The organism is Stenotrophomonas sp. FW305-3-2-15-E-LB1, from assembly GCF_058787375.1.
The window spans coordinates 93,752-111,776 of the sequence record NZ_JBYSZR010000013.1 but is presented as its reverse complement, the minus strand read 5'-3'; the positions used below and the strand labels follow the sequence as shown (position 1 = coordinate 111,776).

Below are 18,025 nucleotides of genomic sequence, written 5' to 3'. Positions count from 1 at the left end.
GGTTGCGGGGGCGTGAGCCGCATGGATGCGGCGACCGAGCTTACATGGACGTACTTGCAGCGTCCCCCGCAACCGGACCCACCCCGCCATCCCACGGAGTGCAGGCTTTTGCTTCTGAAGTTGCCGGCCAGCGGCCGGCACTACCGCTTCTGCGGGTGCAGGGCGCAGCCCTGCCGAAAAACCCCACGAACGAGACGCGCGTCACTGCCCGCAACACCCGCGCCACTTCGTAAAAAACATTTCATCTTCCATTCGCATAGTGGCGGCGCGCCGTGCCGAGTCGCGGCGGACTCCCCCCATGCAATGGATCCACATGCAGACCCGACACCTCACGATCGCCGTGGCGATCGCGCTTTCCGCCGCCAGCGCGCATGCCGCTGAAACCACCGATGCCACCGCCGACGCCGCGCTGAGCGCACAGACGCTCGACACCGTGTCCGTCATCGGCCAGGGCGAAACCCGCCAGGTGCAGCGCATCACCGCCGTGGACAAGCAGGTGCTGCCGCCGGGCACCAGCGGCCAGAAGATCCTCGACCGCCTGCCGGGCGTTTCGGTGCAGTCCAACGATGCCTTCGGTGCGAACGAAGAATCGCAGACCATCAGCCTGCGCGGCTTCGACAAGAGCCGCCTCGGCTACACGCTCGATGGCATCCCGCTGGGCGACAACAGCTACGGCAACTACAACGGCCTGAGCATCGCCCGCGCACTGATCGCCGAAAACCTCGCCGGTGCTGAACTGTCGCAGGGCATCGGTTCACTGGGCGTCGCCTCCACCAGCAACCTCGGCGGCACCATCCAGTATTTCTCGATGGACCCGTCCACCGAATTCGGCGGCCGTGCCAGCGTCACCGTGGGCGATGACAACCAGCGCCGCGGCTACCTGCGCGTGGATACCGGCGACATCAACGGCTTCTCGGCCTATGTCTCCGGCGTGCACCAGGACCAGGACATGTGGGCCGCGCCGTACCAGAACCAGACCACCCGCCAGTTCAACGCCAAGGCCGTGTGGAATGTGGGCGACCACCGCTTCGGCGCGTTCGTCGCCACCTCGCGCGCCAGCCAGGCCAACTACGCCTACCTGTCCAAGGACATGCTGGACCGCGGCTTGGGCTGGGACTGGAACATCTACGCACCGGACTGGGACCGTGCCGTCGCGGCCGCCTGGTGCGCCCCCGGTACGCGCGATCCGGCCAAGTGCCAGTTCAGTGGCGGCGTCAACAGCATCGACGATGCCTACTACCAGAGCCGAGCGCTGCGCGATGACAATCTGTACTCGGTCGATGCCGACCTGCGCCTGGGTGAGCAGGGCCGCCTGAAACTGGTGGCCTACCACCATGACAATCGTGGCCAGGGCCACTGGTGGGCGCCGGGCCAGCCGTCCTATCCGGGCACCGACCAGATGCTGCCGATCTCCATCCGCAGCACCAACTACACCATCAACCGCGATGGCCTGACCGCTGCGCTGTCGTGGCAGGTGGGCATCCACGAGCTGGAAGCCGGCCTGTGGTACGAGCAGAACGACCACAACGTGTCGCGTAATTTCTACTACATCAGTGGCCCGTTCCTGGATGATCTGTACCTGAAGAACCCGGACCGCCTGCTGTTCAACCAGGACTTCGACATCCGCACGCAGCAGTTCTACGTGCAGGACCGCATGCGCTTCCTCGACCAGCGCCTGACCGTGGACGTGGGCATCAAGAGCCCGAACACGCGCATGCGCGCCACCGCAAAGTCCGGCGTGGAAACCAGCATCGCCTCGGGCACGCTGACCGCCAAGGAATCGGTGCTGCCGCAGGTCGGCCTGGGCTTCAAGCTCAACGCCAACAATGAGCTGTTTGCTTCGTATGCCGAGAACATCGCGGCCTTCGTTGGCGGCGGCAGCGGCGGCCCGCTGCAGGTCTCGCCGGAATCGTTCGCGGCCAGCGCCGGGCTGGAACCGGAAAAGTCGAAGAGTCTGGAAGCCGGCTTCCGTACCTTCGGCGAAAAGTACCAGGCCTCCATTGCCGCGTACAACGTGAAATTCGACAACCGCCTGCTGTCGCTCAACCCGTGCTCGAGCATCGAAGTCGGTACGCGCCCGGAGTGCGTCACCCGCTTCATCAACGTGGGTTCGGTGAAGAGCCATGGCGCCGAGCTGACATTCATTCTCAAGCCGGTCGACGGCCTGCAGTGGTACAACGCGCTGTCCTGGAACAAGACCACCTACGAGGATGACTACACCTCCGGCGGTGCGATCGTGCCGGTGGCCGGCAAGATCACCGTGGACACGCCGCAGCGCATGGCGTCCAGCGAGATCAGCTGGAACCGCGATGGCTTCTTCGCCAGCCTGCGCGCCAAGTACACCGGCAAGCGCTACTACACCTACACCAACGACCAGTCGGTGCCGGGCGTGACCACCTTCGATGCCGGTGCCGGCTATGACTTCGGCCCGGGCATGGGCCTGCGTAACATCCGCGTGTCGTTGAACGCGACCAACCTGACCAACAAGCGCTACGCCGGCCAATTGAGTTCGTTCGCACCGACCGATCCGACCGGCACGCGTTATGCCATCCATGCCAGTGCACCGCGCCAGGTGTTCATGACGGTGGCTGCGGAGTTCTGAATCGGGCAGGGATAACGCATCCACGCGTGGCGTGGATCTACCGGGTCTTGGTGCCTCCACGTCGCGCGCCGATGGTGCCGGACCGGTAGATCCACGCCGCGCGTGGATGTTGTTTGCCCGGTAGATCCACGCCATGCGTGGATGCGCCTCAGTCCGCCGATGGCAGGGGCGGCTAGACTGCAGAGGCCCCTTGAGTCATGAGAAGCCTCCCCTTGCCCCCCGACGAATACGAACGCGCCTCGCGCACGCTGCTGCAGGAGTACCTGCTGCAGGCATCACCAGCGCAGCGTCACATCTATGTTGCGCGCCGCAACCATGACGACAGCCCCGAGGTGCTGGCCTGGCTGGCAGGGCGCAGCGAGCTTGATCGCGCGACGGCCCTGCTGATGTACTGGTCGCTGGGCGCAGCCTGGTTTGCCCAGTACGCCAGCGATGGCGACGTGCCCGAGCATGAGCGCGATGCCTACGCGATCGTCCAGGGCATCGAGCAGCGCTATCTGGCTGGCTTCTATGCCGATCATGGGCTCGCCTTCGATCCGTGCAACTGGCCTGGCCCATCGGCGGGCCATCATCCCGGGCTGACGATGCGCCGTGCCGTGCCGTGCCGGACGCCATGCTGGCCGCCGTCGTGGGCGCGCGGGCGGTCGATCCTTTCGCGGAGGTGATTGACCAAACCTTCGATGACGGCCTGCCATTGGACGTGGCTGCACAACTGCAGGACCTGGCCGCTGCGATGCAGCCTGATCGCGGCCCGGCCCTGGGCGACGAAGTGGCCGGCGACGTCGACATCTATGCTGAAACGGTGCCACCGACGCTGTCGCCGCTGGCGACGGCATCGGATGCGGGCTGGCCGGTACTTGAGTCCTTCCTGCGCCAGGCATCGCCGCAGCAACGCCACCAGGTGATGCTGTTCGCCGAGGCCAGCTCACTGTCAGATACGCTGCAGTGGCTGCTGGACCAGCCGACATTGGCGGCATCCAGTGCACTGGCGCTCTACTGGAACCTGGGCGCGTCGTGGTACGTCCCGTTCGTCACGATCGAGGATGTGCCGGAGTCGCACCGCTACACCGCTGCGGTGTTGCGACAGATCGAGCAGCGCCTGGCTGAAGGCGCCTACGCGGATCACGGGCTGGGTTTCGACCTGGAGTGGAACCGGCCACGGTTCCCTACACGCTGGCCGGGCCGGGAAGTGCTGCGCGCGATTCCCGCCCTGATGTGGCTGCCGCGCCCGGGCCAGATCGTGCAGGAATCGGACGACGTGGATTTCATCAGCGGCCTGCCCGAAGACATCGCCGATGCGCTGGCGAACGCCCGCGGGTAGAAGCAGTAGATCCACGCCGTCCTTGGATGGGCGCCTCACCCCATGTACAACCCACCATTGACCGGGTAATCCGCACCGGTCACATACGAGGCTTCATCCGAGGCCAGCCAGGCCACCAGGCCGGCCACTTCCTCCGGCCGGCCCAGGCGGCGTACCGGCACCGAGGCGGCCAGCCGGTCCAGCACGTCCGGCGGGAAGCTGCTGATGGCCTGGCTGGCGATGTAGCCGGGCGACAAGGTGTTCACGGTGACCCCGCGCGAAGCGACTTCAGCAGCGAGGGCACGGCTGAAACCGTGCATTGCCGCCTTGGCCGTCGCGTAGTTCACCTGGCCGATCTGGCCCTTGTGGGCGCTGACCGAACCGATGTTGACGATGCGGCCCCAGCCGCGCGTGGCCATGCCATCGACCACCTGCTTGGTCAGGTTGAACAGCGCGTTGAGGTTGGAGGCGATCACCGCATTCCAGTCCTCCACCGTCATCTGCCGGAACAGCAGGTCGCGGCTGCCGCCGGAGTTGTTGACCAGCACGTCCACTTCGCCCACTTCGGCGCGCACCTTGGCGAAGGCCGCCGAGGTGGATGCCCAGTCGGTGGCGTTGCCTTCGGAGGCGATGAAGTCGAAACCCTGTTCGCGCTGCTCGCGCAGCCAGTTGGCCTTGCGCGGCGAGTTGGGGGCGCAGCCGGCGACCACGGTATGGCCCGAACGGGCCAGGCTCTGGCAGATGGCAGTGCCGACACTGCCCATGCCGCTGGTGACGTAAGCGATTCGAAGCGTCATTGCAGAAGGCTCCTTGGTGTCCGGATCAGGATGCGAAGGGATACAGGCCGAACAGCAGGCCGCCGACCATCAACAGCAGCGAGATGGCGATCGCCCACTTCAGGGTGAATTTCTGGTGGTCGGCGAACTCGACCTTGGCCAGGCCCACCAATAGGTAGGTGGACGGCACCAGCGGACTGAGCAGGTGCACCGGCTGCCCGGCCAGCGAGGCACGGGCCATTTCCACCGGGGTGATGCCGTAGTTGCCGGCGGCCTCGGACAGGATCGGCAGCACGCCGAAGTAGAAGGCGTCGTTGGACATGAAGAAGGTGAACGGCATCGACGCGATGGCGGTGATGACGGCCAGGTACGGGCCCCACGACTCGGGGATGATCGCCAGGAAGCTGTGCGACATCGCCTCGACCATGCCGGTGTTGTTGAGGATGCCGGTGAAGATGCCCGCGGCGAAGATCAGCGCCACCACCGACAGCACGTTGCCGGCGTGGTTGACCACGCGGCGGCGCTGTTCGGCCAGGTTCGGGTAGTTGATGACCAGGGCGATGGCAAAGCCGACCATGAACAGCACCGGCATCGGCAGCACGCCGGCGATCAGCGCGCCCATCAGGGCCAGGGTCAGTGCCAGGTTCACCCACAGCAGCTTCGGGCGCTTGATGTCCTCGGCGTCTTCCACCGACGGCAGCGCGTTGTTGTCATCAGACACGCTGTTGTCCATCCAGCTGCCACCCTGCGGCAGGGTCACCACGCCCAGGCGGCGGCGTTCCTTCATGCCCAGGTACCAGGCCAGCAGCAGCACGCCGGCACAGGCGATCACCATCGACGGGATCAACGGCACGAACACATCGGCCGGGTCCACGTGCAGCGCGGTGGCCGCGCGTGCGGTCGGGCCGCCCCACGGGGTCAGGTTCATCACGCCGCCGGCGAGGATGGTCACGCAGGTCATGTTCAGCGCGTTCATGCCCAGGCGCTGGTACAGCGGCAGCATCGCCGAGACGGTGATCATGTAGGTGGTGGAGCCATCGCCGTCGAGCGAGATCAGCATCGCCAGCACGGCGGTGCCGAGCACGATCTTCATCGGATCGCCCTTGACGAAGCGCAGGATGATGCGCACCAGCGGGTCGAACAGGCCCGCGTCGATCATCACGCCGAAGTAGAGGATGGCGAACATCAGCATCACGCCGGTCGGCGCGATCTTCTTGATGCCTTCCAGCATCATTTCGTCGATGTCGGCGCCAAACCCGCCCAGCAGGGCGAAGATGATCGGGATGGTGATCAGGGCGACCAGCGGCGACAGCCGTTTGCTCATGATCAAGTACATGAACGTAATGACCATGCCAAAGCCGAGGATGCTCAGCATCATCTGCGGACTCCTTGCGTACTGCGGTTGAAGAGGGGGGGAGGGAGTGCGCGGCTCAGAAGTCGAACTGCAGGCGGCCGGTGACCGCGCGGGTGCGGTCCAGCGTTACCCCGGCCAGGCGGTCACGGTTGCGGCTTTCGATCAGGTCGAGCATGAAGCGCAGGTTGTCGCGCAGGTACCAGTTGCCGCCCAGCGTCCAGGCGGCGGTGCTGCCGCGGCGCAGGTCGGGCGCGCCGTCGAGGTGCTGGGCGCCCCACATCTGGTCGTAGCGCAGCGCCACTTCGAAGGCACCGGCCTTGTGGCGGATGTCCTTCACCCGGGCGAAGCGGCCGGTCTTGCGGTCGTAGGCCTTGCTTTCGCCGGTGACGAACCAGCTGAGCATGCCGTAGGCGGCCATCACATCGCCGCGCTGGGCGCCGTCGTCGAAGGTGGCACCGCTGAATTCACCCTGCCAGGACAGCGGGCCGCGCACCTGCGCGTATTCCAGCGACCACTTGTTGACGTCGGTATCGCGGCCGGCAGAGAAGTCGACCAGGGTCAGGCGGCTTTCGTCGGACAGGTGGCCGGCCGGGCGCGGGCGGATCTTCAGGCCCGGGGTGCCGTTGCTGCCGGGGTTGTCGTAGGCCTCATGGGCCAGCGACAGGCCCAGGTGCAGCACGTCGCCATCGCTGGGCGAGGGGGCCCAGGTGACGCGGCCACCGGCGGCGCGGCCCTTCACCTGCCAGGCATCGATGCTCTCCAGGCTGTAGAGGCTGGCGGCCCAGGTGAAATCACCCGGATTGGCCTGCCAGGACGCGCCCAGGCGGTACAGCGGCGCCAGCGTGGTGCCGGCGTTGCCGCGCTCCAGGAAGCTGCCGTAGTTGGAACTGGTGCGGTCGTCCAGCGAGAAGTACTGCTTGAACTGGCCCACCGTCAGCTTGCCGGCCTTGCCGAAGCTGCGGCTGAGGTAGACATCCTTGGCCTCGACGCGGTCACCGGAAAAGTCCGCCTCGGCCTTGTAATCGACCACGAAGAACTTGCCCGACACGTCCAGCCAGGCGCGGCGGATCTCGGTGTCGTCCTTGTTCGGGGTGCCGCGGTCGTCGTTGTCGAACGTGGCGAAATCCAGGTGCAGGCGGCCGCCGACGGTGGCGGTGACCGGCCGGTCGTCTTCCGCAAAGGCCGGCGCGGCCAGCGCAGCCAGGGCCATCATGGCGGCGGGGCGCTGCCAGGCAAACTTCAGTTCCACAAACCCTCCCAGGTGCGCGCCGGGCGCGCGGCAATCGTGGGCACCGGATGGTGCGCGGCCGCAGTCTGGGTTGCCGTAGCTGTCATCGTCCTGTCAGCGGTTTGTGCGGTGCAGCGTAAAACGGGCCGCTGCGCTCGCCGGGCACGGCCCGGCGCTACCGCCGCGACGCTGCCCCGGTAGCGCCGGGCCATGCCTGGCGGTTTGCCCGCCACACGCCACCGCGCCGCACGCGGTAGCATTCGCTTCCCCCGATCTCCTCCATTGCCTGCCGATGCGCCTGCTGCTGGTCGAAGACAATCCGGATCTGGCCGATGCCATCATCCGCCGCATGCGCCGCAGCGGGCACGCAGTGGACTGGCAGGCCGACGGCCTGGCCGCCGCCAGCGTGCTGCGCTACCAGAGCTTCGACCTGGTGGTGCTGGATATCGGCCTGCCCAAGCTGGATGGCCTGCGCGTGCTGGCCGGCATGCGCGAGCGCGGCGACAGCACGCCGGTGCTGATGCTGACCGCGCGTGATGGCATCGAGGACCGCGTGCAGGCACTGGATGTCGGTGCAGACGATTACCTGGGGAAACCCTTCGACTTCCGCGAATTCGAAGCGCGCTGCCGCGTGCTGCTGCGCCGTGCGCGCGGCCAGGCCAGCGAAGTGGTGCAGGTGGGCGGCTTCCAGTTCGACAACGCTGCGCACCGCGTCAGCGTCGACGGCGAACCGATCGAGCTGCCCAACCGCGAATACCGCCTGCTGGAAATCCTGGTCGGCCGCCTGGGCCAGGTGGTGGGCAAGGACGAGATCGGCAATGGCCTGTTCGGCTTCGATGACGAGGCGGGGCCGAACGCCATCGAGCTGTATGTGGGGCGGCTGAGAAAAAAACTGGCCGGTGCACCGCTGCGCATCACCACCGTGCGGGGCGTCGGCTACCTGCTGGAAGAAGCCGGCGACGGCAGCAGTGACGGCGATGGCTGAGGCGCGCAGCGCAGCGGCCGCGCCAGGATCGCTGCGGCGCACCCTGCTGCTGTACCTCGGCACGCTGCTGGCGGTATTCGCGGTGGCCCTGCTGTTTGCTGCGCGCGACTACGGCCAGCGCGCCGCCAACCGTTCCTACGACCACCTGCTGGTGTCCTCGGCCCTGTCCATCGCCGATTCGGTGGCGCTGGTCGATGGCCAGTGGCAGGTGGACCTGCCGTACGCCGCGCTGGACCTGCTGGCGATGGCACCGGAAGACCGCGTGTTCTACCGGGTGGCCGACAGCCGCGGCAACCTCATCACCGGCTACGGCGATCTGCCCGCGCCACCGCGCCGGCCCGGCACGCAGCCGCAGCTGTTCGACGCAGGCTACAGCGGCGAGACCGTGCGCTTCGTGATGGTCAGCCGCAGCTTCGCCGCAGCCTCCGCACAGGGCGAGGTGCAGGTGCAGGTCGGGCAGACCCGCCGTGCGCGCGAGGCGCTGGCGCAGGACATGGTCAACCGCGCGCTGCTGGCCATCGGCGTGCTGTCGCTGTTGCTGCTGGCCCTGGTCGCCTTCGGCGTGCACCGTGCCTTCCGGCCGCTGGTGCGGGTGGAACGCGAGCTGTCGCGCCGCGAGCCGTCCGACCTGAAGCCGCTGGATGCGCGCGTGCCGCGCGAGATGGACCAGATGGTGGCCGCACTGAACCGCTTCATGGAACGCCTGTCCAGCAGCAACGAGACGCTGCGTGCGTTCATGGCCGAGGCCGCCCACCAGATGCGCACGCCGCTGGCCGCGCTGCGTGCGCAGGCGCAGCTGGCACTGGACGATGACGACCCGGATGACATGCGGCGCAGCCTGCAGGCCATCGAGCGCAATGCCACCCACATGAGCCGCCTGCTCAACCAGCTGCTCAGCGATGCCAGCGTGATCCACCGTTCCAACCTGCAGCGGTTTGCTGCGGTGGACCTGGCCGAGACCGTGCACCAGGCCCTGCATGAAGCATTGCCACAGGCGGGGCCTGCGCCGCGCGTGCAGCTGGCGATGACCGCCGAGCCGGTGCAGGTGCATGGTGATGCGCTGCTGCTGCGCGAGGCGATCAAGAACCTGGTCGACAACGCATTGAAGTACGGCGGCGACGGCGCGCTGCAGATTGCGCTGACCGTGGAAGGCGGGCAGGCCGTGCTGACCATTGCCGACCATGGCGCCGGCATTGCCGCGGCCGATGCCGGGCGCGTGTTCGAGCGCTTCGCCCGTGGCGAGGGCGCGCCCGCCGGTGGTGCCGGTCTGGGCCTGGCCATCGTCAAGCGCGTGGTCGACAGCCATGGCGGCCACATCGACCTGAGCAACCGTCCACAGGGCGGCCTGGTCGCCACCATCCGCCTGCCCCGGAGCAGCCCATGATCCGCCTGATCGTCGCCGCCTTCGCCCTGCTGCTGGCCGTGCCGGCCGTGGCCGCACCGGGCGATGTACGCCGCTTCGCCGCGCAGGGCCCGGCCACCGCGCAGCTGCGCATCCACGGCAGCACCGATATCGAGGTGTTCGCCGTGGTCATCGCCGATTACCAGCGCCTGCACCCCGGCACCGAAGTGGTGTACGAGGACATCATCACCCAGGATCTGTACGCGCGTTACCTGCACGACCGTGCCGGGCCGGACTCGCCGGACTTGCTGATTTCCAGCGGCATGGACCTGCAGACCAAGCTGGTGAACGACGGCCACGCGCAGCCGCACCGCTCGGCGCAGACCGCCGCACTGCCGGCCTGGGCGCAGTGGCGCAGCGAGGCGTTCGGCATCAGCTACGAGCCGGTGGTGATGGTCTACAACACCCGGCGGCTGCCCGCCGCGAAGGCCCCGCATACGCGCCGCCAGCTGCTGGACCTGCTGCGCGCCGAGGGTACGCCGCTGCGCGGCAGGGTCGGCACCTACGATATCGAGCGCAGCAGCGTGGGCTACCTGCTGGCCACCCAGGACGCGCAGCGCGGCAGCATCGCCGGTGCGCTGCTGGGCGCGCTGGGCGACAACGCGGTGCTGCGCGAGGAGCGCACCGGCGTGCTGCTGGACAAGGTCGCCAGTGGCGAACTGTCGCTGGTGTACAACGTGCTGGGTTCGTACGCACAGGCGCGCATCGATGGCGGTGCGCCGCTGGCCATCGTCGAGCCGGAGGACTACACCCTGGTGGTGCTGCGCACGGCGGTGATTCCGCGTACCGGGCCGCACCCGGAGGAAGCGCGGCGTTTCCTCGATTACCTGCTGTCGCCGCGTGGCCAGCAGGTGCTTTCACGCGAGGCGCGGTTGATGCCGATCGTCACCGGCAATGCGCGCAGCGACGACGCACCGGGCCGCAGCCGCCGCCCGATCCAGCTCGGCCCGGGGCTGCTGGTGTACCTGGACGCGCTGAAGCGCCGGCAGTTCCTCGATGCCTGGCGCAGCAGCGTGGAGCCGGCCGGGCGCTGACCCGCCGGCCTGCACGTACAATGGCGCCATGAGCGAATACACCATCCTGATCGCCGATGACCACCCGCTGCTGCGTTCGGCGGTGGTGCAGTCGCTGCGGCAGAGCCTGCCGCTGGCACAGGTGCGCGAGGTGGCCAGCGCCGATGCCCTGGCCGAAGCCCTCGACGCCCAGCCCGAGGTGGACCTGGTGCTGCTGGACCTGACCATGCCCGGCGCGCACGGTTTCTCCGCGCTGCTGCACGTGCGTGGCTCGCATCCGGACATCCCGGTGGTGATCCTTTCCTCCAACGACCACCCGCGGGTGATCCGCCGTGCCCAGCAGTTCGGCGCGGCCGGCTTCATCCCCAAGTCCGCCCCGGCCGAAACCATCGGCCAGGCGGTACAGGCCGTGCTCGACGGCAGCCTGTGGTTCCCGGCGATGGCACCGGAGCGCAGCGAGTCCGATGCGCTGCTGGCCGCGCGGCTGGCCCAGCTCACCCCGCAGCAGTTCCGCGTGCTGCTGTGCCTGGCCGATGGCCTGCTCAACAAGCAGATCGCCTACGAACTGGGCCTGGCCGAAAACACGGTGAAGGTACACGTGACCGCCATCCTGAAGAAGCTCGAGTGCCACAGCCGCACCCAGGCCGCAGTGCTGGTGAAGGCACTGGAGCCGGAAGGCGACGCAGGCGGGATCTGACCCGCTCCCTGCAGCGCCGAGCCCACGCTCGGCTGACGCTGAGCCGTGTAGCGCCGAGCCCACGCTCGGCTGATTCCTGTCAGGCGCTGATCGAACGCAGGTCGATACAGGGGCGCATGCGCTCCGTGCCGTCCCACTCGGCAGGCAGGCCCACGCTGGCGAAGGCATCGACGATGGCCTGGCCGATCCGCTCCATGGCAGCGCTGTCGGGCGGGCCCCAGAAGCCAATGGAAAGATCGCTGGTGCGCTTGGCGCGCTTCATGTCATCGCCGGAATAGAAGCAGAACCCTTGCAGGCCCGCGTCCGTGCCGCCGCGTTGCCAGAACAGCTCGTTGGTGTCGTCGGCAGCGTCGTCGCGGGTATCGCCGCGGCCGCCGGTGGTGACGATCCCAGCCGATTCCAGAACAGCGAACGCCGCATCGATCTTTGCCCGTGCCAGTTTCCATGCAGCGGCAGACATCTTCCGGTCCGGCTTGCGCACGATGACCTCGGGAAGGGCGTGGCCGGTCAGCGCGGACAGCAAGGCCTTCACCTGCGCAGACCAGGCGTTCTCCACGATGTGGTTGCCGTGTCCATCGCAGACATCCGGCCGAGCGCCGGCATCAATCAGCAGCTGCACTGCTTCGGGACTGTCAGGCGAGAACTCTGCCGCCAGATACAACGCGGTGCGACCGCCAGCGCCGACGTGCTCCAGCGGGCTGCCGGCATCGATCAGCAGGCGCAGGGTCGCGAGGGTGTCTTCCATCGGCGCACAGTCCTGGCTGGATGCAGCCCTTTCCAGCGCGGTGAAGCCAAAGGCATCCACTGCGTGTACATCCGCGCCTGCAGCAAGAAAAGCAGCCGTTGCCCGTGCGTTGGCAGCGCACGCAGCGGCAAACAGATCAACGGGAACGTCCGCCTTCGGGGATTTCGGCATGGTCGGCCGTCCTGGCTCAGGGAGGGCTGCCGATTGTAGCCAACGCAGCCGAGCGTGGGCTCGGCGCTACAACGAGCAACGTCAATTTCCGTTACCCGCGATGCCGCAACAGCATCTGCGTCATCAACGCGCGCAGCGCCGGCGGTCGCACCGGCTTGGGCAGGAAGCCCCAGCCCTGCTCGGTCGCATGGGCTTTCAGCGCGTCATCGCGCTCGGCAGTCACCAAGATCACCGGCGGCCGTGCCTGCCACAGCGTGCACAACGCTTCGTAGAGATCCGGGCCGTGCCACTGGCCCATGCGCACGTCCAGCAGCAGCAACTGCGGCACGTTCAGTGCGCTGGCAATCTCCAGCGCGCCCTGCGGGCCATCGGCCAGCTCCACGTTGCAGCCCCAGCGCTCCAGCAGGGCACGCGTGGCCGCACACACGCGCGGGTCATCGTCGATGCTCCACACCCGGCACTGGCGCAGCGGGCTGTCGTCGGACGGTTCGGCCGCCAGCATGGGGGGCGGTGCCGGCGCGGCCACATCGTCGGCATGGCCCAGCGCCACGCTCACTGCAAACACGCTGCCCTTGCCCAGGGTGGAACGCAGGCTGATGCGGTGGCCGAGCAGGCGGCCGATGCGTTCGACGATGGCCAGGCCCAGGCCGGCGCCACGTTCCTGTTCGACGCCATCGTTCAGGCGGCGGAATTCCTCGAAGATCTCGCCCTGCAGGCTTTCCGGAATGCCCGGCCCCTGGTCGTGCACTTCGATGCGCAGCTGGTCGCCCACGCGTCGGCAGCCGATCAGCACGCGCCCGCGCGGCGTGTAGCGCAGCGCATTGGACAGGAAGTTCTGCAGGATGCGGCGCAGCAGGGCTTCGTCGCTGACCACCACCGCGCGCGTGTCGACCCAGTGCAGCTGCAGGCCGCGGCTCTGTGCGGCGATGCCGAACTCGCGGGCCAGGGTTTCCAGCAGCGGTGACAGCGCGAACGTGCGCACGCGGGTCTGCAGCGAGCCTGATTCCAGCCGCGAGATGTCCAGCAGGCTGTTGAGGATGGCGTCCTGCGCGGCCAGGGCGGCATCGACGTGCTCGCTCAGTTCGCGTGCCTCACCGCTCAGGCGGGCGCGCAGCACGGAGACGAACATGCGGGCGGCGTTGAGCGGCTGCAGCAGGTCGTGTACCGCCGAGGCGACGAAGCGGGTCTTGTAGCGGTTGGCCTGCACGGCTTCGCGGCGTGCTTCGTCCAGGTCATGGGTGCGCTCGGCCACGCGGTGTTCCAGCGCATCGGCCAGCGAGCGCAGTTCGCGCGCAGCGTTCTTGTAGCTGGTGATGTCCGCGTAGCTGGTGACGAAGCCGCCGTCGGGCAGGGGGTTGCCGCGGATTTCCAGCACCGTGCCGTCGTCCTTCTCGCTTTCGCGCATGTGCGGGCGGCCGCTGCGCAGGTGGTTCAGGCGGCGCTCGATGGCATCGTCGATGGGACCGGGGCCGAGCAGGCCGCGGCGGGCGTTGAAGCGGAACAGCTCTTCAATCGGCCGGCCCACGCGGACCAGCCCCTGCGGGAAGCGGAACAGCTCGATGTAGCGCGAATTCCATGCTACCAGGCGCAGTTCGCGGTCGATGATGACCACGCCCTGCGGCAGGTGTTCCAGGCTGCGGCTGAGGCCACTGTCGGCATCGGTGGCGGCCTGCAGCAGGCCATCCTGGGCGGTGCGCAGTTCCTGCGCGTGCTGCTTGAGCAGGGTTTCCAGCTCGCTGCGGCTGCGCTGGCGGTGCCGCGACAGGCGCCGGCGCTGCTGCACGAACAACACCAGGAAGCCCAGCGCCAGCCAGACGGCGGCACCGGCCATCGCGGCGGCGCGGCCCGCGCTGGCCGCACCGCTGGCATCGTGCAGCAGGTGCAGGCTCCAGTCCTCGTCGGGCAGCGGCAGTGTCTGCCACAGCATCGCCTGCGGCAGGGCCGGGTCGAGCAGGCGCACCATGCGCCCGCCATCGGCCAGCACGTCCTCGGTGCGCACGCGCAGCGGCTGCAGCGAACGGTCGGCGTACTGGCGGGCGTCGAGCATCTCGCGGCGCTCGTCTGCGCCCAGCGGGCGCAGCAGGCGGTAGCGCCATTCATCGCGGTTGGCCAGGAACACCACATCATGGTTGTCGCTGGCCAGTACCACGTCGGGGCTGCCCAGCCATTCCTGTTCCAACGCGGACAGCTCGATCTTGATGACGATCACGCCGATGCGCTGGCCATCGCCATCGACGATCGCCTCGGACATGAAGTAGCCCGGCACGCCGGTGGTCATGCCGATGCCGTAGAAGCGGCCGCGGCCGTGCGCCAGTGCCTGCTGGTAGTAGGGGCGGTAGGCGTAGTCCTCGCCGACGTTGGTCGAGGGCTGGTCGAAATTGCTGGCCGCCACGGCCACGCCATTGCGGCCGACCAGGGTGAGGGTCGAGGTGCGGGTGACCTGGTTGGCGCGCTGCAGCTTGAGGTTCAGGCGCTGCGTTGCGGCCGGTGTCAACGGCGCGCGCAGCGCCTGCAGCAGGTCCGGGTCCAGCGCCATCACCTGCGGCAGGGTGCCGAAGCGGTCAATGCGCTGTTGCAGGCCCTGGCCGTACAGCTGCAGCTGGCGCTGCACCTGGTTGCTTTCAGCGGCCAGTGCCCGCCGCCAGGCGAAGTGGCCAGCGGCGATCGCGCACAGCACGGTGCCACCGACCATCACCGCGATGGTCAGCAACAGCATCCGGTGGCGGCTGAGCCAGTACATGGCGGCAGTCTACGCAGGGCCGGCGGGCGTGGCATGCACGCCCGCCGGTTTCTGGTCCGTGGAAGGGATCAGAAGTGCATCTGCGCGCGCAGTTCGAAGATTTCCGGGGTGCTGTGCACGCCACGGCGGCTGGCATCGACCTTCACGTAGTTCGCCTGGAACTTGAAGTGGCTGGTCAGGTACCAGTTGGCGCCCACGGTCAGGTCGTGCTGGCGGCCGCCGAGGATGCTGCCATCGTCCAGGTCCAGGCGGCTGTAGCGGGCCAGCAGCTCGACCGCGCCGTAGCTGTGGGCCGGCTTGATGTTGGCCACCGCGCCGGCGTTGTACGGGCGCGATTCGCCGGTCAGCACCCAGCTGGCCATGGCGTACTCGCCATTGCCGGTGTAGTCGGGCAGGCCCTTGCGGGTCACCGTCGCCTGCAGGGCTTCGGCCTGCAGCGAGAACGGGCCGCGGATCCAGATGCCTTCCAGGCCGGTGCGGCGGATCTGGTCGGCGGTGACCAAGGCGCCGGAGTCGACCAGGCGGATGTCGGTCAGGCCGGCTTCCGGGCGCGCGCGCAGGCGGGCGCTGGCTTCGTGGTGCACGTCGCGGCCGTCGCTGTAGCCGCGCGGGTTTTCCTGCGAATAGGCCAGGCCCAGGTGGACCACATCGCCCGGTGCCTTCACCGGGGTCCAGACCGCGCGCACGGCCTGGGTGGTGCCCGGGTTGTCACCCTGCAGGTCCTTGCCGCCGTAAGCGCCGGCCTGCAGCAGGTACTGCGGGCGTTCCAGCACCCATTCCACGCCGGTGCGGCGGCCTGCGTAGAAGGCCTGCACGGGCAGCGCGGTTTCCAGGAAGCTGCCGGCGCGCGAGGAGGTGTTGGCGTCCAGGCCGACCGGGGTCTTCATGTAGCCGAAGCGGAAGCGGCCGACGTCACGGCCGAAGAAGGCCTTGCTCTCGAAACGCACGAACACGTCCAGCCAGGTGTCGGCCTGGAAATCGTAGTAGACCATCGCGTCGTACACGCCCTTCTTCTTCAGGGTCGCGCCGAATTCCTTGCGACGCACCGCGTCATCGTCTTCGATGCCGCTGGCCGAGGAAAAGTCGTTGTAGTCGTAGGCGATGTTGGCGGTGGCAGCCAGCTCGGTACCGTCGCTGAAGGCGTACTTGGTCGGCCAGTTGTCGAAATCGGCGGCGGAAGCGAAGGCGGGCAGGGTGGCCAGCGACAGGGCCAGCAGGGTCGGAATCGGGCGCATGGTGGTGCGGCTCTCTCTCTCGGAATGCGTGTGGACAGGACAACAACGGCCGCAATGGCCGGAACTTTCGCAGGGGGGCGCCCGATCGTTCAGGTCGGGCCGGCGGCCGTGCCCGGGACAGGCGGTATGGCGCCAGTGTAGGCACCCGCGCCACCTGAACCGGGGGGCTAGTACCAATAGGTTATCTGCGCTGGCGTGCCCGGCGCGTACAAAGGCGTCCATTGGTCGCACCTCCGCACACGCCGTGCCGGGCCTGCGGCCAGATCCACGGAGGCGGTCCCTGTGCCATCAGGGGCCGTTCGCGCCAGAACTCTCCCCTTCCGGAGTCCGTCATGCACATCCCGACCACTGCACCGGTGCCCAGCAAGCCGTTGCCGCTCTACCGCCAGCTGTACTTCCAGGTGATCGTGGCGATCATCCTGGGCGCCGTCCTCGGCCACTACGAGCCGTTGATCGGCGAGAAGATGAAGCCGCTGGGCGATGCCTTCATCAACCTGGTGAAGATGATCATCGCGCCGGTGATCTTCCTGACCATCGTCACCGGCATCTCCGGCATGACCCACCTGCGCACGGTGGGCCGCGTCTTCGCCAAGGCGATGGCGTACTTCCTGTTCTTCTCCACCCTGGCCCTGATCGTGGGCATGATCGTGGCGCACGTCGTGCAGCCCGGCGCAGGCATGAACATCAACCCGGCCGAGCTGGACCAGACCGCGGTCCACAGCTACGTCGAGAAGTCGCATGACCTGACCCTGGTCGGCTTCCTGATGGACGTCATCCCGAAGACGCTGATCAGCGCCTTCGTCGATGGCAACATCCTCCAGGTGCTGTTCGTGGCCGTGCTGTTCGGCATCGCGCTGGCTTCGGTGGGTGAGAAGGGCAAGCCGATCGTGAACTTCCTGGAGGCGCTGGTTGCCCCGGTGTTCAAGCTGGTGCACATCCTGATGAAGGCCGCCCCGATCGGTGCCTTCGGTGCCATCGCCTTCACCATCGGCAAGTATGGCGTGGGCTCGCTGATCAACCTGGCCTGGCTGGTGGGTTCGTTCTACCTCACCGCCTTCCTGTTCGTGGCCGTCATCCTGGGCGTGGTCTGCCGCCTGTGCGGGTTCTCGGTGTTCAAGCTGGCCCGCTACCTGAAGGCCGAACTGCTGCTGGTGCTGGGTACCTCGTCCTCCGAATCGGCGCTGCCGTCGCTGATGGAGAAGATGGAACGCGCCGGCTGCAGCAAGTCGGTGGTCGGCCTGGTGGTCCCCACCGGCTACTCGTTCAACCTGGACGGCACCAACATCTACATGACCCTGGCGGCGCTGTTCATCGCCCAGGCCACCAACACCGAACTGACCCTGGGCCACCAGATCGCCCTGCTGCTGGTCGCCATGCTCAGCTCCAAGGGCGCGGCCGGTGTCACCGGTGCCGGCTTCATCACCCTGGCCGCCACCCTGGCCGTGGTGCCGGAAGTGCCGGTGGCCGGCATGGCGCTGATCCTCGGCGTGGACCGCTTCATGAGCGAATGCCGCTCGCTGACCAACTTCATCGGCAATGCGGTGGCCACGGTGGTGGTCTCGCGCTGGGAAGGCGCGCTGGACCGTGACCGCCTGAAGCTGGCGCTGGACGGCCGCGAGAGCGAGCTGCCGCCGCCGGTCGATGCCGTGCCGGAGGCACTGCCCGCCAAGGGCTGACACAGGTGTGTGGCACCGCGGGGCCGGTCACGTGAGTGGCGCGGCCCCGCAACGTTTCAAGGCGACCCATGGCTGTCATGGGCAACGCCGAAGCTGGTCCC

At 67.9% G+C, this 18,025-nt stretch carries 14 protein-coding genes; 8 read left to right on the top strand and 6 right to left on the bottom strand.

The annotated features are described in order from the left end of the window. Positions 1-313 precede the first annotated feature (313 nt). From AC3WL7_RS11740 to AC3WL7_RS11730, 3 genes are all read left to right on the top strand, one after another. The gene (locus tag AC3WL7_RS11740; RefSeq protein WP_108747334.1) at positions 314-2,602 is read left to right on the top strand and encodes a TonB-dependent receptor; all 2,289 of its coding nucleotides are present in this window, start codon (positions 314-316) and stop codon (positions 2,600-2,602) included. Positions 2,603-2,814: 212 nt separating this feature from the next. After that, positions 2,815-3,267: a DUF4274 domain-containing protein gene (locus AC3WL7_RS11735; RefSeq protein WP_492750359.1), complete on the top strand. Its 453-nt coding sequence runs from the start codon at positions 2,815-2,817 to the stop codon at positions 3,265-3,267. Beyond that, entirely contained in the window at positions 3,264-3,923 is a 660-nt protein-coding gene (locus AC3WL7_RS11730) for a DUF4274 domain-containing protein (protein WP_492750358.1), read from the top strand. Before AC3WL7_RS11735 ends, AC3WL7_RS11730 begins: the two co-directional genes overlap by 4 nt. Before the next feature lie 35 nt (positions 3,924-3,958). On the opposite strand, the gene phbB is transcribed toward AC3WL7_RS11730, so the two are convergent. From phbB to AC3WL7_RS11715, 3 genes are read right to left on the bottom strand one after another with little or no spacing between them, the layout of a single operon-like run. After that, positions 3,959-4,699, bottom strand: a complete 741-nt coding sequence (gene phbB / locus AC3WL7_RS11725; RefSeq protein WP_079223230.1) for an acetoacetyl-CoA reductase — start codon at positions 4,697-4,699, stop codon at positions 3,959-3,961. 25 nt (positions 4,700-4,724) lie between these two features. Continuing rightward, a complete protein-coding gene (locus AC3WL7_RS11720; RefSeq protein ID WP_492750362.1) occupies positions 4,725-6,053 on the bottom strand; it encodes a CitMHS family transporter in 1,329 nt (442 codons plus the stop codon). Between the two features lie 55 nt (positions 6,054-6,108). Further along, on the bottom strand, positions 6,109-7,245 hold the full coding sequence (locus AC3WL7_RS11715; protein WP_079225366.1) for an OprO/OprP family phosphate-selective porin: 1,137 nt from the start codon (positions 7,243-7,245) through the stop codon (positions 6,109-6,111). Between the two features lie 307 nt (positions 7,246-7,552). Here AC3WL7_RS11715 and AC3WL7_RS11710 point away from each other — a divergent pair, with 307 nt between their 5' ends. The 4 genes from AC3WL7_RS11710 to AC3WL7_RS11695 are packed head-to-tail and all read left to right on the top strand — an operon-like array spanning position 7,553 to position 11,357. Continuing rightward, positions 7,553-8,245 (top strand): response regulator transcription factor, encoded by a 693-nt coding sequence (locus tag AC3WL7_RS11710; RefSeq protein WP_079223228.1) that lies wholly within the window; start codon positions 7,553-7,555, stop codon positions 8,243-8,245. Next, on the top strand, positions 8,238-9,629 hold the full coding sequence (locus tag AC3WL7_RS11705; protein ID WP_492750357.1) for a sensor histidine kinase N-terminal domain-containing protein: 1,392 nt from the start codon (positions 8,238-8,240) through the stop codon (positions 9,627-9,629). Before AC3WL7_RS11710 ends, AC3WL7_RS11705 begins: the two co-directional genes overlap by 8 nt. Then, the gene (locus tag AC3WL7_RS11700) at positions 9,626-10,681 is read left to right on the top strand and encodes an ABC transporter substrate-binding protein (RefSeq protein WP_492750356.1); all 1,056 of its coding nucleotides are present in this window, start codon (positions 9,626-9,628) and stop codon (positions 10,679-10,681) included. The genes AC3WL7_RS11705 and AC3WL7_RS11700 overlap by 4 nt, the downstream gene beginning before the upstream one ends. 28 nt (positions 10,682-10,709) lie before the next feature. Further along, a complete protein-coding gene (locus tag AC3WL7_RS11695) occupies positions 10,710-11,357 on the top strand; it encodes a response regulator (RefSeq protein ID WP_079223223.1) in 648 nt (215 codons plus the stop codon). 79 nt (positions 11,358-11,436) lie between these two features. Here AC3WL7_RS11695 and AC3WL7_RS11690 read toward each other — a convergent pair whose 3' ends face one another. The 3 genes from AC3WL7_RS11690 to AC3WL7_RS11680 all read right to left on the bottom strand — a co-directional run bounded on the left by AC3WL7_RS11690 (position 11,437) and on the right by AC3WL7_RS11680 (position 16,248). Continuing rightward, a complete protein-coding gene (locus AC3WL7_RS11690; protein WP_492750355.1) occupies positions 11,437-12,273 on the bottom strand; it encodes an ankyrin repeat domain-containing protein in 837 nt (278 codons plus the stop codon). Positions 12,274-12,364: 91 nt separating this feature from the next. Then, the gene (locus AC3WL7_RS11685) at positions 12,365-15,013 is read right to left on the bottom strand and encodes a hybrid sensor histidine kinase/response regulator (protein WP_492750354.1); all 2,649 of its coding nucleotides are present in this window, start codon (positions 15,011-15,013) and stop codon (positions 12,365-12,367) included. A gap of 68 nt (positions 15,014-15,081) precedes the next feature. Next, a complete protein-coding gene (locus tag AC3WL7_RS11680; protein ID WP_079223216.1) occupies positions 15,082-16,248 on the bottom strand; it encodes an OprO/OprP family phosphate-selective porin in 1,167 nt (388 codons plus the stop codon). 332 nt (positions 16,249-16,580) lie between these two features. On the opposite strand from AC3WL7_RS11680, the gene AC3WL7_RS11675 reads away from it, so the two are divergent. After that, the gene (locus AC3WL7_RS11675; RefSeq protein WP_108769952.1) at positions 16,581-17,924 is read left to right on the top strand and encodes a dicarboxylate/amino acid:cation symporter; all 1,344 of its coding nucleotides are present in this window, start codon (positions 16,581-16,583) and stop codon (positions 17,922-17,924) included. Positions 17,925-18,025 lie beyond the last annotated feature (101 nt).

Bases quoted from the DNA above. Each gene is read 5' to 3' on its own strand.
- AC3WL7_RS11700 (WP_492750356.1), top strand. From the start codon at position 9,626: ATGATCCGCCTGATCGTCGCCGCCTTCGCCCTGCTGCTGGCCGTGCCG.
- AC3WL7_RS11740 (WP_108747334.1), top strand. From the start codon at position 314: ATGCAGACCCGACACCTCACGATCGCCGTGGCGATCGCGCTTTCCGCC.
- AC3WL7_RS11685 (WP_492750354.1), bottom strand. From the start codon at position 15,013: ATGTACTGGCTCAGCCGCCACCGGATGCTGTTGCTGACCATCGCGGTG.
- phbB (WP_079223230.1), bottom strand. From the start codon at position 4,699: ATGACGCTTCGAATCGCTTACGTCACCAGCGGCATGGGCAGTGTCGGC.
- AC3WL7_RS11690 (WP_492750355.1), bottom strand. From the start codon at position 12,273: ATGCCGAAATCCCCGAAGGCGGACGTTCCCGTTGATCTGTTTGCCGCT.
- AC3WL7_RS11705 (WP_492750357.1), top strand. From the start codon at position 8,238: ATGGCTGAGGCGCGCAGCGCAGCGGCCGCGCCAGGATCGCTGCGGCGC.
- AC3WL7_RS11715 (WP_079225366.1), bottom strand. From the start codon at position 7,245: ATGATGGCCCTGGCTGCGCTGGCCGCGCCGGCCTTTGCGGAAGACGAC.
- AC3WL7_RS11675 (WP_108769952.1), top strand. From the start codon at position 16,581: ATGCACATCCCGACCACTGCACCGGTGCCCAGCAAGCCGTTGCCGCTC.
- AC3WL7_RS11695 (WP_079223223.1), top strand. From the start codon at position 10,710: ATGAGCGAATACACCATCCTGATCGCCGATGACCACCCGCTGCTGCGT.
- AC3WL7_RS11720 (WP_492750362.1), bottom strand. From the start codon at position 6,053: ATGCTGAGCATCCTCGGCTTTGGCATGGTCATTACGTTCATGTACTTG.
- AC3WL7_RS11710 (WP_079223228.1), top strand. From the start codon at position 7,553: ATGCGCCTGCTGCTGGTCGAAGACAATCCGGATCTGGCCGATGCCATC.
- AC3WL7_RS11680 (WP_079223216.1), bottom strand. From the start codon at position 16,248: ATGCGCCCGATTCCGACCCTGCTGGCCCTGTCGCTGGCCACCCTGCCC.